General features: G+C 62.5%; 10 protein-coding genes and 2 tRNA genes. All 12 read right to left on the bottom strand.

All coding sequences use genetic code 11. The features are described 5' to 3' along the window. Positions 1-53: 53 nt before the first annotated feature. The 12 genes from DW661_RS03105 to leuS all read right to left on the bottom strand — a co-directional run bounded on the left by DW661_RS03105 (position 54) and on the right by leuS (position 14,891). Positions 54-128: transfer RNA gene (locus DW661_RS03105), tRNA-Asn, on the bottom strand. A gap of 34 nt (positions 129-162) precedes the next feature. Further along, positions 163-237 (bottom strand) — tRNA-Asn (locus DW661_RS03100). Positions 238-535: 298 nt separating this feature from the next. Further along, positions 536-1,885: an RNA polymerase sigma factor RpoD gene (gene rpoD / locus DW661_RS03095; protein ID WP_118934573.1), complete on the bottom strand. Its 1,350-nt coding sequence runs from the start codon at positions 1,883-1,885 to the stop codon at positions 536-538. A 110-nt stretch (positions 1,886-1,995) separates the two neighbouring features. Beyond that, entirely contained in the window at positions 1,996-4,104 is a 2,109-nt protein-coding gene (dnaG, locus tag DW661_RS03090; protein ID WP_118934571.1) for a DNA primase, read from the bottom strand. Then, positions 4,097-5,104 (bottom strand): riboflavin biosynthesis protein RibF, encoded by a 1,008-nt coding sequence (gene ribF / locus DW661_RS03085; protein ID WP_233547443.1) that lies wholly within the window; start codon positions 5,102-5,104, stop codon positions 4,097-4,099. The genes dnaG and ribF overlap by 8 nt, the downstream gene beginning before the upstream one ends. After that, positions 5,101-6,033, bottom strand: a complete 933-nt coding sequence (truB, locus tag DW661_RS03080) for a tRNA pseudouridine(55) synthase TruB (RefSeq protein ID WP_118934570.1) — start codon at positions 6,031-6,033, stop codon at positions 5,101-5,103. The genes ribF and truB overlap by 4 nt, the downstream gene beginning before the upstream one ends. Positions 6,034-6,048: 15 nt before the next feature. Then, a complete protein-coding gene (locus DW661_RS03075) occupies positions 6,049-7,092 on the bottom strand; it encodes a bifunctional oligoribonuclease/PAP phosphatase NrnA (protein ID WP_118934568.1) in 1,044 nt (347 codons plus the stop codon). Further along, entirely contained in the window at positions 7,085-7,495 is a 411-nt protein-coding gene (rbfA, locus tag DW661_RS03070) for a 30S ribosome-binding factor RbfA (protein WP_006234038.1), read from the bottom strand. The genes DW661_RS03075 and rbfA overlap by 8 nt, the downstream gene beginning before the upstream one ends. Positions 7,496-7,506: 11 nt before the next feature. Further along, the gene (gene infB / locus DW661_RS03065; protein ID WP_117716036.1) at positions 7,507-10,221 is read right to left on the bottom strand and encodes a translation initiation factor IF-2; all 2,715 of its coding nucleotides are present in this window, start codon (positions 10,219-10,221) and stop codon (positions 7,507-7,509) included. A gap of 91 nt (positions 10,222-10,312) precedes the next feature. After that, positions 10,313-11,560: a transcription termination factor NusA gene (gene nusA, locus DW661_RS03060; protein ID WP_006234042.1), complete on the bottom strand. Its 1,248-nt coding sequence runs from the start codon at positions 11,558-11,560 to the stop codon at positions 10,313-10,315. Position 11,561: 1 nt separating this feature from the next. Then, positions 11,562-12,056 (bottom strand): ribosome maturation factor RimP, encoded by a 495-nt coding sequence (gene rimP / locus DW661_RS03055; RefSeq protein ID WP_118934565.1) that lies wholly within the window; start codon positions 12,054-12,056, stop codon positions 11,562-11,564. A 258-nt stretch (positions 12,057-12,314) separates the two neighbouring features. After that, a complete protein-coding gene (gene leuS, locus DW661_RS03050) occupies positions 12,315-14,891 on the bottom strand; it encodes a leucine--tRNA ligase (RefSeq protein WP_118934563.1) in 2,577 nt (858 codons plus the stop codon). Positions 14,892-14,923 lie beyond the last annotated feature (32 nt).

The following is a 14,923-nucleotide window of genomic DNA, read 5'->3' as shown; positions in this document are numbered from 1 at the left end:
CAAGCGATCGCGGCATGAAAAAACCCGCCGCATAAGCGACGGGTTTTACAACCTGGCTCCCCGGGTAGGACTCGAACCTACAACAGCGCGGTTAACAGCCGCGTGCTCTACCATTGAGCTACCGAGGAATTTAAAAGCCCTACGAAATGGGCTGAGAAATTCTGGCTCCCCGGGTAGGACTCGAACCTACAACAGCGCGGTTAACAGCCGCGTGCTCTACCATTGAGCTACCGAGGAATAGGTGCGTGCTCTCAAGCAACGAAGTTTATTATACGGACGATTGAGCGAAGGGCAAGAACTTTTTTAAGAAATTTTCTCGCCTTGATCCCTTGGGGACGGCCTAACTGCCGGCACCGGCAACAGAAACGCCGATGTTTTGAGAATGCCAGCGAGCGGGCACCAGCGCGAACAAATTGGCATGAAAAGAGGACGGCATAGACCTTCTGGTCATGCCGTCCTCTTTGAATGACAAGTTGTCGCTCTGGTGTCCGCGCAGCGTCGGCCAGTTACGGCGTTTGGTAAAACGCCGTAACTACTAAGACTCGATGTAGTCCTTGAGCTTGCTCGAACGGCTCGGGTGACGGAGCTTGGCCAGGGTCTTGGACTCGATCTGGCGGATGCGCTCGCGCGTGACGCCAAACTCGCGGCCGACTTCCTCGAGCGTGCGGGGATGCCCGTCGACAAGGCCAAAGCGTAGCTCGATAACCTTGCGCTCGCGATCGGCAAGCGAGTCGAGCACCTGGGTGAGCTGCTCCTGAAGCATGGAGAAGCTGGCGGCATCGGGCGGAACGATGGCCTGGGAGTCCTCGATGAAGTCGCCCAGCTGGGAATCCTCTTCCTCGCCGATGGGGGTCTCGAGCGACACGGGCTCCTGCGAGATCTTCTGGATCTCGCGGACACGGTCGGCGCTCATGTCCATCTCGGCACCGATCTCCTCGGGGGTCGGGTCGCGGCCCAGGTCCTGAAGGAGCTGGCGCTGCACGCGGACAAGCTTGTTGATGGTCTCGACCATGTGCACGGGAATACGGATGGTACGGGCCTGGTCGGCGATAGCGCGCGTGATGGCCTGACGGATCCACCACGTGGCATACGTGGAGAACTTGAAGCCCTTCTGGTAGTCGAACTTCTCGACGGCGCGGATCAGACCGAGGTTGCCCTCCTGGATCAGGTCCAGGAACAGCATACCGCGGCCGACGTAGCGCTTGGCGATGGAGACTACCAGACGCAGGTTGGCGCTGATGAGTGCCTGCTTGGCTTCGAGGCCCACGTTCTCAATGCGCGTGAGACGACGCATCTCGGCACGCGTGAGCTCGAGCTCACCGGCATCGGCAGCCTCGAGCTTCTCGGTGGCCTCGAGACCGGCCTCGATCTTCATGGCCAGATCGACCTCTTCGGAGGCGGTTAGCAGGTCGACCTTGCCGATCTCCTTGAGGTACATACGAACCGGATCGCCGGTCAGCATCACCGTGGAGGCATCGATGCCACGCACGCGCGAGCGTGAACGGGACGTGCGCACGGTGCGCTTCTTCTTGCTCTTGGAAGAACCCATCTCGGCGTCGGCCTGACGGGCCATCTTGAGCTCATGATCGTCGAGCGAGCCGGAATCGTGCTCGTCGTCGTCATCGAAATCGTCGGTATCGGTATCGGTATCGTCATCGTCGACGTCCATGGGGGCGTCGTCGTTACCGCTCGCGGAGATAATCTGGATGCCGCTGTTGCGCAGCGCGGAATACACCGCGGTGAGCTGCTCGTCAGAAACATCGATATCCTTCAGGGCGACCTGAATCTCGTCCTCGGTTACCGAAGTCCTGTTTGAGCCGTTGCCCATGAGCTTTGCAACGTAGGATTCCAGCCCAGTACCCGTGCTCTCAGTCTTTTTTGGCACAGATTCTCCCTTCATAGTCCACAGGACTCAATACTTTAGCACACACATAGACGTCTATACCCAAAAAGAGGACTGGATATAGGCGAGAATACGCTGGTTGACCACAACATCTAGGCCTGTTCGGTGCCTGCGGCCTCCAGACCAATCAAACGGAACGGGTCCGCCACGCCGCCGATCGACTTTTGCAGCTCGCGTTGACGCTGCGAATCCTGCGCGGCCTGCACGGTCAGCGCGCGACGGGCCTCATCGTCGAGCGAACGGTCCTGGCGCAGCTTGGCCTGTGCGGCACGCATGCGCCGCTTGATGGTGTAGAGCTCGAGCGTATCGAGCATAAAAACGATATTCGTCTCGGTGGGGTGCTTGCTCGTCGCCGAGATGCGCCCGGCACTCACAAGCGTTGCCGCCTCGGGACACACCGAGCGCGCCGCATCCATGCAGGCTGCCGGATCGGTTCCCGGCGGCGTTGCCAGCACGGCCCATGCGATAGACTCGTGACGTGGGTCAACCCACTCGATGGAGCAGATGCGGTCGGCATACGTGCGGAACAGGTCGGGGTAGCTCGTAAGCATCGTCAACAGCTCGCGCTCCCCTGCCAAGGACTTGCGCTCAAGATCAGTAAGAACCATCGGCGCCATGGCAGCCGGTGCGCCCGAACCGTCAGCCACAGGCACAGCACCCATACCATCAGGCACATCGATCGGCGGCAGGTCGTCGGCGGCCTCCACGGGCGCGGCACCGTAGGCATCGAGCGGGACATAGTCGTACGGCTCTTCCTCGGCCGGCGCCGCTACCGCCGGCGTAGCGCCCGATGCCCAAGCGCCACGACCGGCATCGCGAGAACTCGACGCCCGACTGCCCGTCCCGCCGGACCGCTCAGCCTGTGCCCGCTGGCGCTCATAGTTCTGCTCACGGCGACGCTCCGCATCTTCGCGCTTGGCGACATCGCGAAACACGCGGCCCGAGCTCGCACGCACTGTCTCCAGATCCAAACCCAGCAGATCGGCAATCTGGATAAAGTACGTATCGATCATATAGCTATCGCGCAGCGGATAGATAAGCGTCAGTGCATCTTCCAGCGCCTTGGCGCGACCGCCCGGCGTGGTGATGTCGCTCGACTCCTGCAGCGAACGGTAGACAAAGTCCATGAGGGGCTCGGCAGCGTCGATGCGCGCCTGCAGCTCCTGTCCACCATGCGCCGTGATGAACTCCATGGGATCGTTGCCGTCGGGCAGCACCACGCAGCGCAGGTCCATCGAATCCTGCTCGATAAACTGAATCGCGCGACGGGCGGCCTTCTGGCCCGCGGCATCGCCGTCAAACATATACACGATGCGCTTGGCAAAGCGGGTGAGCGTCTTGACGTGATGCTCCGTGAGCGCGGTGCCCAGCGTAGCGACAACGTTTTTAATCCCCGCCTCCCAACAGGCGATGCAGTCGGTATAGCCCTCTACCACGATGGCGGTATCCTGAGCGACGATAAACTCCTTGGCCCAATTAAAGCCGTAGAGGTTTCGCTTTTTATGGAAGACGCTCGTCTCGGCGGTGTTGAGGTACTTGGGTTGGCCGTCACCCATGATGCGACCGCCAAAGGCGATGTTGTGACCCTGCTCATCAAAGATGGGAAACATCACGCGGTCGTAGAAGCGGTCGGCAAGCTGCCCGCGCCCGCGGCTCACGGCAACGTTGGCGTCGATCATCTCCTGCGGGGTAAAACCCGCCTGGGACAGGTGCGACACCAGCGCGTTGCGGCCCGGTGCAAAACCCAGGCAGTAGCGGCGGCAGACGTCGCCACCCATGCCGCGGCTGGCAAAGTACTCGCGTGGACGGCCATCCTTACCGCGCATAAGCATGGTGTGGTAGAACTGGGCGGTCTCGGCGCACAGATCGTAGATGCGGGCACGCTTGGTACCGCGCTCACGGCGATCTCCAGTGTCGTGCAACTCAATACCCGCGCGATCGGCCAAATAACGGATTGACTCGGGAAAGCTCAGGTTCTCGCGCTTCATGATATAAGTGAAGACGTCGCCGCCTTCGCCGCAGCCAAAGCAATGCCACACCTGCGTGGCGGGGATAATGTGGAAGGACGGAGTCTTTTCGCCATGAAAGGGGCAGCAGCCCCAAAACTCATGGCCGCGGGGCTTGAGCTCAATCGTTTCCTGCACGATGGCTACCAGATCGGACGCAGCGCGGACCTGATCTTTTTCCTCATCGCTAATCACGGATACTCACCCCCTGCTCACCCAAGTTGTGACGGATATCATCGATATTTCCCTCGACGGTCGCGATCAACTCGTCCAGGGAATCGAACACGCGTGACGGACGCAGCCAGCGCGTAAACGCCAGCGAAACGGAAGCGCCGTACAGGTCGCCTGTATACCCAATTAAATTGGCTTCGAGATGCGCAGATGCCGCATCGTCGGCATACGTTGGCGGCAGGCCGACGTTGACAGCAGCGGGCCACACGGTGTCATCGACCAGCACCAGACCCTCATACACGCCGTCGGCAGGCACCTGAATGCCGCCGGGAACCAGAAGGTTTGCCGTGGGAAAGCCCATGCCAGAGCCCTCGTGACGGCCGCGAATAACACCGCCACGCACCATATACGGGCGGCCGAGTAACTCAGCAGCAAGCTCCACATGGCCCTGTCCCAGCTCGTGACGAATGCGGGTGGCGCAAATGGCCTCACCGCCCTCGCAAAGCAGGTCGTGACCATACACGTCAGCGCCGCGCTCGGAACCCCAGGCGCGCATCTCGGCAACACCAGAAGCACCGCCGCGACCCAGCCTAAAGTCGCTGCCAACGCGAATCGAACGAATGTCGACCACGCGCGACAACAGTGCAAGAAAACCAACATGGTCGAGTGCCGCAACCTCTGGCGTAAAGGGAACGGCCACCACTGCATCGACCCCGGTTTGAGCCAGGGCATGCAGACGGTCGGCCGTCGTCATCAATTTTTGAGCGGGTGAAGGGCTCACGACAACGTCCGGGTCGGGATCGAAGGTAACTACGACCGCCTTGCAGCCATGGGCGCGGGCATCACGGACGAGCGCCGCAATAAGCTCCTGGTGTCCACGGTGCACACCATCGAACACGCCGATGGCGATGGAGGCAGCACCCAAGTGCTCGCACTCATCAAAAGCATCGGCAGCAACGATACGAGCCTCGTCCGACTCGCCCGCGAAAAAGATACGCGCGAGCTCGCGAGCGGACAACATCATCGAACACCGCCGATTGCCTGCGGAAACACGTGCTCCATGACAAAGCGGCCACTTTCGATGCGGGCGAGCGCCTTGAGTCCCCCATCGAGCACCAGCGCAAACGGCGCCTTCGATGCATCAAAATCGGCAAGCACACGCTCAACGGGAATGCGTCGGCCGCAGAGCAGGTCGTCGGCAAGATTGCCCGGCAAGTCAACACGCGTGGCGCCCAGAGCCGCAATGGGGTTCAGGGCAAAGCCAGCCGCGGACTCGGGAGAAAGCTCCTCGACCGCATGACAGGCGCCAATGGAAACAACACCGGAGGCCGTGCGGCGCAGCGCGGAAATGTGCGCGGCGCTCTCGCAGGCGCGGCCCAAGTCGCGAGCGAGCGCACGGATATAGGTACCCTTGCTCACCGAGAACGCCACGGTCCACACACACGTATCACCTTCGCCGCCAACGGCGATCAGGTCGGCGGCATAGACCTCGACGGGGCGCGGAGGTAGGTCCACCGCGTTGCCCTCACGAGCAGACTTATAAGCGCGAACGCCATTGACCGAGATAGCCGAAAACGCCGGCGGCACCTGCATCTGCGGACCCATCATGGCGGCCAAGCGCTCACGGGCATAGGCAGGATCGCGGAGCTCGTTGGCAACAGCCACCGTGCGGACCGCCTCGCCCTCCGCATCATCGGTATTGGTCTCGGCGCCAAACGAGATATCGGCGACGTAGCTTTTGGTATCGAGCGTGAGCATGCCCAGCAGACGGGTGGCCTGGCCCACACCCACCACCATGACACCCGATGCCATGGGGTCGAGCGTGCCGGCATGGCCGACGCGCCGCTCATGGAGGGCGCGCCGGCATTGCGAGACCACATCGTGGGACGTGCAGCCCACCGGCTTATCGACAGCGAGCAGCATATTCAATTGAGAAGGCGTACGACGAGCCATGTACCATCCAAAAAGTTAAAGCTCGACGGTCACCGAAGCGGGATCCTCCCCCACCAGCTCGGCCAGCATGGGAAGTGCCACGGTAAGCGTCTCGAGAATCGTTCCGTTGTTGGAAAAACCGGCGGCAGCGGGATGTCCGCCACCGCCAAAAGCAGCAGCGATCTCGGATACGTTGAGGTCGCCCTTGGAGCGCAGGTTGCCGCGCACCTTAGTATCGCCCTCAATGCCCTTCAGGAACAGGCAGACCTCCACGCCCATCACCGAGCGCACCACGTCAACCAGGCCGTCGCACTCATCCGAGGTGACACCGCAAGCCTCAAGGTCACTCTGGTACGCGTAACTATACGCGACGCGCCCGTGGGCCACCGTCTTAATGCGGCCCATAACGATGGATTTGAGGTGCAAAAACTCAACACGCATGCTCTGGTAGACCTCGAGTGCAACGCGCGCTGGATCGGCACCGTGGGCAACCAGACGCGAGGCCGCATGGAAGGCGGCAGCATCGGCGTTTTGGTACTGAAAACGACCGGTATCGGTAACCAAGCCGCACAGCAGGCAGGTCGCAACGCCATCACGTGCGACAATGCCGCAATTGTCCAAGAAACGGTCGATGATCATGGCGCAGGCCGCGGCATCGACACGCCTCAGGCTCAGTTCGGCAAACTCCCCGCGCGCCGGATGGTGATCGAAGCACACCACATGCTTGGAGCGGCGAAGCACCTCGGCGGAATTATTGAGGCGCTCGACGACCGGCACATCCACCGAGATAAACAGGTCCGGATTGCCGGTGTACGCAGATGCCGGCACCAGGCGATCGGAGCCTTCCATAAAGCGGTAGATGCGCGGAACCGGGTCATCGTCTGCCAGCAGCAGCGCAATGTCCTTGTTGGGGAAAAACTTCATGAGCGAAAGGCCCAGACCCAATACGGAGCCCAAGGCATCGCCATCGGGGGAAGTATGTCCCGAAATTGCAATGGAGGACGCACCCTCGATGAGCTCGAGGATGCGTCGCTGAATATCTGCAGACTCGCACGAGGCGAGGTCGGCGGAATTAGTCATCTAAAGCTGCCTCCTGGGCGGCATCCGCTATCGGGTAGCCGTCCTCGTCCTTTTCGATCGCAAGCGTGGCGGGAACGTTTTCCAGCGCACGCGTGATGCGTTCGGCCTCATCGGTCGAACGATCGATACGAAAATCGAGCTCGGGCGTAACACGCCAATCGAGCGAGCGAGCCAACAGGCTGCGAATACGGCCCTTGGCGCTTGCGAGCGCCTCCATGACCTCGTCGTAGCGGCTCGCATCGCACGACACGTACACACGCGCGAACGAACGGTCCACCGCGACCTCGACCGCGGTCAAAGTAACCAGGTCGAGACGCGGATCGGAAACCTCAAAGAGCAGGATATAACCAAGCTTCTCGCGAAGCTGCTCGCCCAGACGGCGGGTTGCCTGCGTTTGCTTCATAGCGCTACCCCCTACTCGGTACGGGCAACCTGGTCGATGCGGTAACCCTCGATCTGGTCGCCGGGCTTGATGTCCTGGAAGTTCTCCAGGCCAATGCCGCCCTCGGAACCACTCTTGAGGCTCTTGGCCTCATCCTTGTAGTGGCGCATCGAGGCGATCTTGCCGTTGAAGACCACAATACCGTCGCGCACCAGACGCACGGAATCGGTCGCGGCGATCTCGCCCTCTTCGACGCGGACACCGGCGGCGATACCGACTTTGGGGACCTTGAAGGTGTCCAGGACAGTCGCGGTACCCGTGGAGACCTCGACCTCGGTGGGCTTGAGCATGCCGATACGGGCAGCGTCGAGCTCCTCAAGGCACTTGTAGATGACGTCGTAGCAACGGATCTCGACGCCCTCGCGCTCGGCAGCGGAGCGGGCCTTGCCGTCGGGACGGACACCAAAGCCGATGATGATGGCGTTGGAAGCGTCGGCCAGGACGACGTCGGTCTCGTTGATGGCGCCAACGGCGGAGTGGATCGTGTTGATGCGGACCTCGGACTGATCCATCTTGTCGAGCGAGTCCTGAAGAGCCTCGATAGAGCCTTGGACGTCGGCCTTGATGATCAGGTTGAGCTCCTTGACCTCGGCGTCGGCAATGGTCTCGAAGAGGTTCTCGAGCGTGACGTGCTTCACGCGGCTCTGCTCCTCGATACGGGCCTTGAGTGAACGCTCATCGGCCAGGGCGCGAGCCTCGCGCTCGTCCTCGAAAACGCGGAACTCGTCGCCGGCGTTGGGCACGGACTGCAGACCCAGAATCTCGACGGCGTCGGAAGGACCGGCCTCGGTGACGGCGTTGCCCTTGGGATCGAGCATGGCGCGGACGCGACCGTAGGTAAGGCCGGCGACCAGCGTATCGCCCACGTGCAGGGTACCGCGGGTCACGAGCACCGTGGCAACCGAACCGCGGCCCTTGTCGAGCTTAGCCTCGAGGACGTTACCAGAGGCAAAAGTGTCGGGGTTGGCCTTGAGCTCGAGCACGTCGGCCTGGAGCAGCACGGTCTCGAGCAGGTCGTCGATACCGATCTTCTGCTTGGCCGAGATGTTGACGAACATGTTCTGTCCGCCCCACTCCTCGGGGATGATGCCGTACTCGGTGAGCTCCTGGCGCACGCGGTCGGGGTTGGCGCCCGGCTTATCGATCTTATTGACGGCGACGACGATGGGTACACCGGCGGCCTTGGCGTGATTGATCGACTCGATGGTCTGGGGCATGACGCCGTCGTCGGCGGCCACGATCAGAATGACGATGTCGGTCACCTTGGCACCACGGGCACGCATGGCCGTAAAGGTGGCGTGGCCCGGGGTATCGATGAAGGTGATCTTGCGGTCGTTGATCATGACCTGCGAAGCGCCGATGGCCTGGGTAATGCCGCCCGCCTCGCCGGCAGCGACGCCGGTGTGACGGATGGCGTCGAGCAGCGACGTCTTACCGTGGTCGACGTGGCCCATGACGGTGACGACCGGTGCGCGCGGCTTAAGGTCTGCGGGATCGTCGTAGAACGAGAAGGTGTTCTCCTCCTCGGGGGTGATGATCTTGATCTGACGACCCAGGTCGTCGGCAACGAGCTCGACGAGGTCGTCGGACATGGACTGCGTCATGGTGAGCGGCGTACCCAGCAGGAACAGGCGCTTGATGATATCGTTGGCCGGAACGTCGAGCGCCTCGGCGAGCTCCTGGACCGTAACGCCCTGGGAGACCTTGATGGCATCGAGCTCCTCGGGGTTCACGCCCTGGGCCAGCGCCTCCTCTATCTTGCGCTCCTCCTGAGCCTTGGCAGCTTCGCGCTCGCGCTTCTCCTTGCGCTTCTTGCGGCGACCGGTGGACTCGCGAGAGGCCTCCTCGACGGCGGCACGAGCCTCCTCGAGTACCTTCTCGCGGCTGTACTCCTCGGCCTCGCGAGCCATGCGGCTGTAGTGGTCCTCTTCGTTGTTGTGACCGCCCTTGCGCTTCTTGCCCTTGCCCTGCTTGTCGGGGTTGGGGAAGTCCATGCCGGCAGCAACGTTGTTGCTGGCGTTGGTGCGATGGCTGTGCGGACGGCTCTCGGAGGCGTTGCGCTCGGAATTGTTGTCGGAGGCATTGCGATCGTTACGACGGCCACCGCGGCGGTCGTTGTTACCGCCACGACGGTTACCGCGCTCGGCGGCGCGCTCGGCCTTGGCCTTGTCCTCGGCGTCCTTCTTCTCCTTGAGCACGGTCTCCTGTGCGGCAATCTGGTCGAGCAGCGAACGGAAGCGCGAACCGGAGTCGGAAGCGGGAACGGCGCGGCGCTGGGCCTCGCGGGCAGCCTCCTCCTTCTCGCGAGCAAGGCGCTCCTGCTCGGCCTTCTTCTTGGCCTCGGCCTCGGCGCGGGCGGCCTCCTCGGCAGCCTGGGCTGCGGCAAACTGGCGGCGCTCCTCCTCGCGTGCCTTCTCGGCGGCGATGCGCTCACGCTCGGCCTCGGCGGCGCGTGCGGCCTCCTCGGCGGCAGCTGCCTGCTCCTCGGCCTGCTTGGCGGCCTCGACTTCCTGAGCGCGGGCCTCGATCACCGAGGCGAGCTGCTTGCGGACCATGGCGACATAGGCGTCCTCCAAGGTGGAGGAAGCGGACTTAGCGGGAATCTTCATATCGGCGAGATGACCCATCAGTTCCTTGGAGGTCATGCCGAACTCTTTGGCCAGGGTGGACACACGGACTTTTGCCATATGACTTCACCTACCCTTTCTGGCACCTTGGGTGCCTAGAGACTGAACGAGCGTGGGAGACGCGCCGGGACCCGCCCGGCGCGACCGCGCGCTAGATCAGGTCCTCCGCATCATCGAAGGCGTCGGTGTCGTGGACACCGCAGAAACGGGAGCCGGGACGGGCTTGGTTGCGGCACTGGATGCCGTCCTCGGACACGTACTCGCAGCGGCGAACGTCCTCGTCCTCCTCGTCACCGATCAGGTCGGCGGCGGGCTCCTCGTGAACGGGAACGTTCTTGAGGATGTCGGCGGCAAGCGTCTCGGACTTGATGTCGATGTGCCAGCCGGTCAGGCGCGCGGCGAGGCGGGCGTTCTGGCCCTCCTTGCCGATGGCGAGGGACAGCTGGTCGTCGGGGACGATGACGCCGGCGTAGGCCTTCTCCTCGTCGATGAGGACGCGGGTGACCTTAGCGGGCGACAGGGCGTTGGCGACGTAGACGGCAGGATCGGCATCCCACAGGATGACGTCGACGCGCTCGCCACGGAGCTCGCCCACGACAGCGCGAACACGGCTGCCCTTGGGGCCGACGCAGGCACCCACGGGATCCAGACGGTCGTCAAGCGAGTGGACGGCGACCTTGGAGCGCTGGCCGGGCTCGCGGGCGATCGACTTGATCTGGACGGTGCCCTCATAGATCTCGGGCACCTCCTGCTCAAACAGACGACGCATGAGCTCGGGGTGGGTACGGGAGATGACAATCGGCGGACGGCTGTGCTCGCCACGAACCGGCTGCAGGTTGGAGTTGGGGTCGCGAACGTCGATGATCACGGCCTTGATGTGCTGGTTGTGCAGGTAGCGCTCGCCCATCGGACGCTCGTTGCGCTCGTTCTCGTAACGGCGCTGGTCGAAGTGCGGAAGCTCGGCCTCGACGCCCTCGCGGATCTTGACGATCGTGAAGTCGGGCGTGGACTGCAGCACGGTACCGCTGATGAGATCACCGATGCGGCCGGAGAACTCCTCGTAGATCTGCTCTCGGGCGGAGTTGCGCACGATGGCGTTGATCTCGGCCTTGGCGTGCTGGGCAGCGATGCGGCTCGTGTTCTTGGGGGTGACGTCGATCTCCTCGAACTCGGTGAAGTTGCCCTCCTCGTCCATGGAATCGTCGATCGGCTCCAGGCGGTAGACGTAGATCTTGCCGGTGGTGCGGTCGATGGTCACCTTGGCGCCCCACTCAAGATGCAGGATCTCAGCATAGCTCTTGGCGAGCGACTGCTCCAGGCGGTCGATCAGGTAGAGCTGGTCGATGTGCTTCTCCTGGCAAAGCTCCATCAGGGCGGACATCATGTCGGATGCTGCCATCTTACTTTCCTTCCTTCGCGGGCTTGAAGTCGTAGGTGGGCTTCAACTTGCACTTTTTAACATCAGAAAAATCGAGGGTGACGGACTCGCCGTTCTCGAGCTCGAGGGTCACGTCGGTCTCGGTCGCAGCGGCAATCTTGCCGGCGTACTTGCGACGGCCCTCGGTGGCGGTGGAGGTGAGCTCACAGTTCTCGCCCACAAAGCGGGCAAAGTCGCACGGGCGGCGCAGCGGGCGCGCCATACCCGGGCTCGACACCTCGAGCGTATAGCTCGAAGAGATGGGATCGAGCTCCTCAATCACATCGCCGACCCACTTGGTGTTGGCCGTGACGTCATTGAGCGACAGGCTCTGGCCCTCGGCACCCTCGATACGCACACGCACGCAGGGGGCCTTGGTGGCACCCACGAGCTCGACGTCAACGATGTCGACATCGTGCTGGGGAGCAACGGCCTCGAGCGCGTCGATGATCGCCTGCTCGGTCTTAGTTTTGACCATTGCGGCACCTCCATCCATACAAAAAAGAAGCGGGGCCGAAACCCCACTTCTTTCAATTACAACTTCATTTGCAAGCAAACTATACCAATACCTGCGAAAACGTGCAAGCACAGTACGAATCTGCAGGTCAGCGTGCGCACAGCTTCTCCACAAGAATAGGACAATTGACCGCAAGCACTTGGTCGGGCACACGCAAGACGAGGGACGACCCAACCGGATCGCCCCTCGTCTTTTATGTGTCAGCTAAGCGCGCAGCGCTTACTTGACCACCAGGTTGACCAGCTTGCCGGGCACGCAGATGGCCTTGACGACCGTCTTGCCCTCAAGCCACTTGGCGACGGCGACCTCGGCGGCAGCCTGCATCTCCTCGTTGGAGGCATCGCGGGCCACGTCGATGCGGCCGCGGACCTTGCCGAGCACCTGGACGACGATCTGCACCGTATCCTCGATGGACTCGGCCAAGTCGAACTCGGGCCAGGCGGCGGTGTAGGCATTGCCCTCGCAGCCGAGCGCCTCGTGCCACAGCTCGTCGGCCCAGAACGGGCAGATGGGGGCAAGGACGCTCACGATATCCTTAGCCAAGCCGTAGCACAGCGCCTTGTCACGGGAAGCGCCCTCAGTTGCGTTGAGGTAGGCGCTCGCCGCGTTGACGAGCTCCATGACGGCCGAGATCGCGGTGTTGAACTGGCCGCGGTCATAGTCCTCGGTGCACTTGGCGATGGTGCGGTGACGCTCGCGATAGAGCTTGAGCGCCGCCTCGTCGAGCGCGGACTTGTCGAAGGCCACGTTGGCGTCGCCGGACTGGACGAGCTGCCAAACGATACGCCAGGCGCGCTTGATGAAGCGGTTGGCGCCCTCAACGGCCTTGGGATCCCAGTCGAAGTCCTTCTCGGGCGGGGCGATAAACAGGATCGCCAGACGCATGGTGTCGGCACCGTAGGGCTCGATAACCGAGCTCGGGGGCACGACATTGCCCTTGGACTTGGACATGGTGTCGCCGTTCTCGTCCTTGACCATGCCCTGGCACAGCAGGTTGGTGAAGGGCTCGTCCACGCTCAACAGGCCCAGGTCGCGCAGCGCCTTGGTAAAGAAGCGGCTGTAGAGCAGGTGCAGGATGGCGTGCTCGATGCCGCCGATGTAGTTATCGACGGGCATCCAACGGTCGGCGGCTTCGCGGGAGAAGGGCAGCTCGGTGTTGTGCGGGTCGGTATAGCGCAGGTAATACCAGCTGGAGCAGGTAAAGGTGTCCATGGTATCGGTCTCGCGCTTGGCCGGGCGGCCGCAGACCGGGCAGGTGGTCTCGTAGAAGTCCTTGCACTCGGCAAGTGTCTCGCCGGCACCCAGGTCCAGGTTCTCGGGCAGCGTCACCGGCAGCTGATCCTCGGGCACGGGCACGATGCCGCAGTGCTCGCAGTGGATGGCCGGGATGGGGTTGCCCCAATAGCGCTGGCGGCTGATAAGCCAGTCGCGCAGGCGGAACTCGACCTTGCGACGACCGCAGCCCATGGCCTCGAGGTCGGCCACGATGGCAGACTCGCCCTCGGAGTGCTTACCGCCGCGCATGCCGGTGTACTTGCCCGACTGGACCAGCGTGCCCTCGGCAGCGTGGGCGCATTCCCAGTCGACAGTCTCGGCATGGAAGGTATCGATGGTCTCGCCGCTGGCCTCGACGGCAGCGCGATCATCGTCGTCCAGGATGATCGGCACGATCGGCAGATCATACTTGCGGGCAAACTCAAAGTCGCGCTGGTCGCCGCAGGGAACGGCCATGACGGCGCCGGTGCCGTAGTCGGCCACGACGTAGTCGGCAACCCACACGGGGACCTTTTCGCCGTTAACGGGGTTCACCACGTAGCGGCCAGTAAAGGCACCGTGCTTCTCGAGAGTGCCCTGGGCACGCTCGACGTCAGAAATGTGCTTGGAGTCCTCAACAATCTTGGTGACGGCCGCCTCGTACTCCGTGCCCTCGACGAGCTCGTGCAGACGGGCGTACTCGGGAGCCAGGACAAAGAAGGAGACGCCAAAGAGTGTGTCGGCGCGCGTGGTGAAGACGGTGATCTTGCCCTCGTCGCCCTCGATGGGCTCGCCATCGGCGTCGCACAGGGTAAAGTCGACCTCGGCACCCTCGGAGCGGCCGATCCAATTGGCCTGCATCTGCTTGACGCGCTCGGGCCAGCCAGGGAGCTTCTCAAGGTCATCGAGCAGCTCCTGGGAGTACTCGGTAATCTTGTAGTACCACTGCTCAAGATCGCGCTTCTCGGGCTCGGTGCCGCAACGCCAGCACTTGCCCTCGGTCACCTGCTCGTTAGCCAAAACGGTCTTGCAGGTGGGGCACCAGTTAACCGGATTCTTCTTACGATAGACCAGGCCCTTTTCCCACATCTTCTCAAAGATCCACTGACCCCAGCGATAGTAGTCGGGGCTGCAGGTCTTAACGGTGCGATCCAGGTCGTAGGAGAAGCCCATGCGCCTCATCGTGGCGAGCGCCTGGTCCATGTTCTTATACGTCCAGGCGGCAGCCTGCGTGTTGTGCTTAATGGCGGCGTTCTCGGCAGGCAGGCCAAAGGCATCAAAGCCGATGGGGTGCAGCACGTCGTAGCCGCGCATGCGGGCCTGACGGGCCATGGCGTCGCCGATGGTGTAGTTGCGCGCGTGGCCCATGTGCAGGTCGCCCGACGGATACGGGAACATCTCGAGCACATACTTCTTGGGCTTGGTGGCGTCGGTGTCGACGGCAAAGAGGTTCTCGTCGTCCCACGCCTTCATCCACCGGGACTCAATGGCCTGCGCGTCGTAGGCAGGGATCTCATCCTTATGATCTGTGCAATCGCACATATCAGCTCCTTTAATCTTTAATGGGGTCGGTC

It is taken from the genome of Collinsella sp. AM24-1 (genome assembly GCF_003470325.1).
Classification (GTDB): Bacteria; Actinomycetota; Coriobacteriia; order Coriobacteriales; family Coriobacteriaceae; genus Collinsella.
Note: the sequence above shows the minus strand (reverse complement) of the source record. Positions and strands in the feature narration are given on the sequence as shown.

Coding starts and splice junctions, on each gene's coding strand:
- rimP (WP_118934565.1), bottom strand. CDS start 12,056: ATGGTCAAAACTAAGACCGAGCAGGCGATCATCGACGCGCTCGAGGCC.
- truB (WP_118934570.1), bottom strand. CDS start 6,033: ATGGCTCGTCGTACGCCTTCTCAATTGAATATGCTGCTCGCTGTCGAT.
- nusA (WP_006234042.1), bottom strand. CDS start 11,560: ATGGCAGCATCCGACATGATGTCCGCCCTGATGGAGCTTTGCCAGGAG.
- DW661_RS03075 (WP_118934568.1), bottom strand. CDS start 7,092: ATGACTAATTCCGCCGACCTCGCCTCGTGCGAGTCTGCAGATATTCAG.
- ribF (WP_233547443.1), bottom strand. CDS start 5,104: ATGATGTTGTCCGCTCGCGAGCTCGCGCGTATCTTTTTCGCGGGCGAG.
- rbfA (WP_006234038.1), bottom strand. CDS start 7,495: ATGAAGCAAACGCAGGCAACCCGCCGTCTGGGCGAGCAGCTTCGCGAG.
- infB (WP_117716036.1), bottom strand. CDS start 10,221: ATGGCAAAAGTCCGTGTGTCCACCCTGGCCAAAGAGTTCGGCATGACC.
- leuS (WP_118934563.1), bottom strand. CDS start 14,891: ATGTGCGATTGCACAGATCATAAGGATGAGATCCCTGCCTACGACGCG.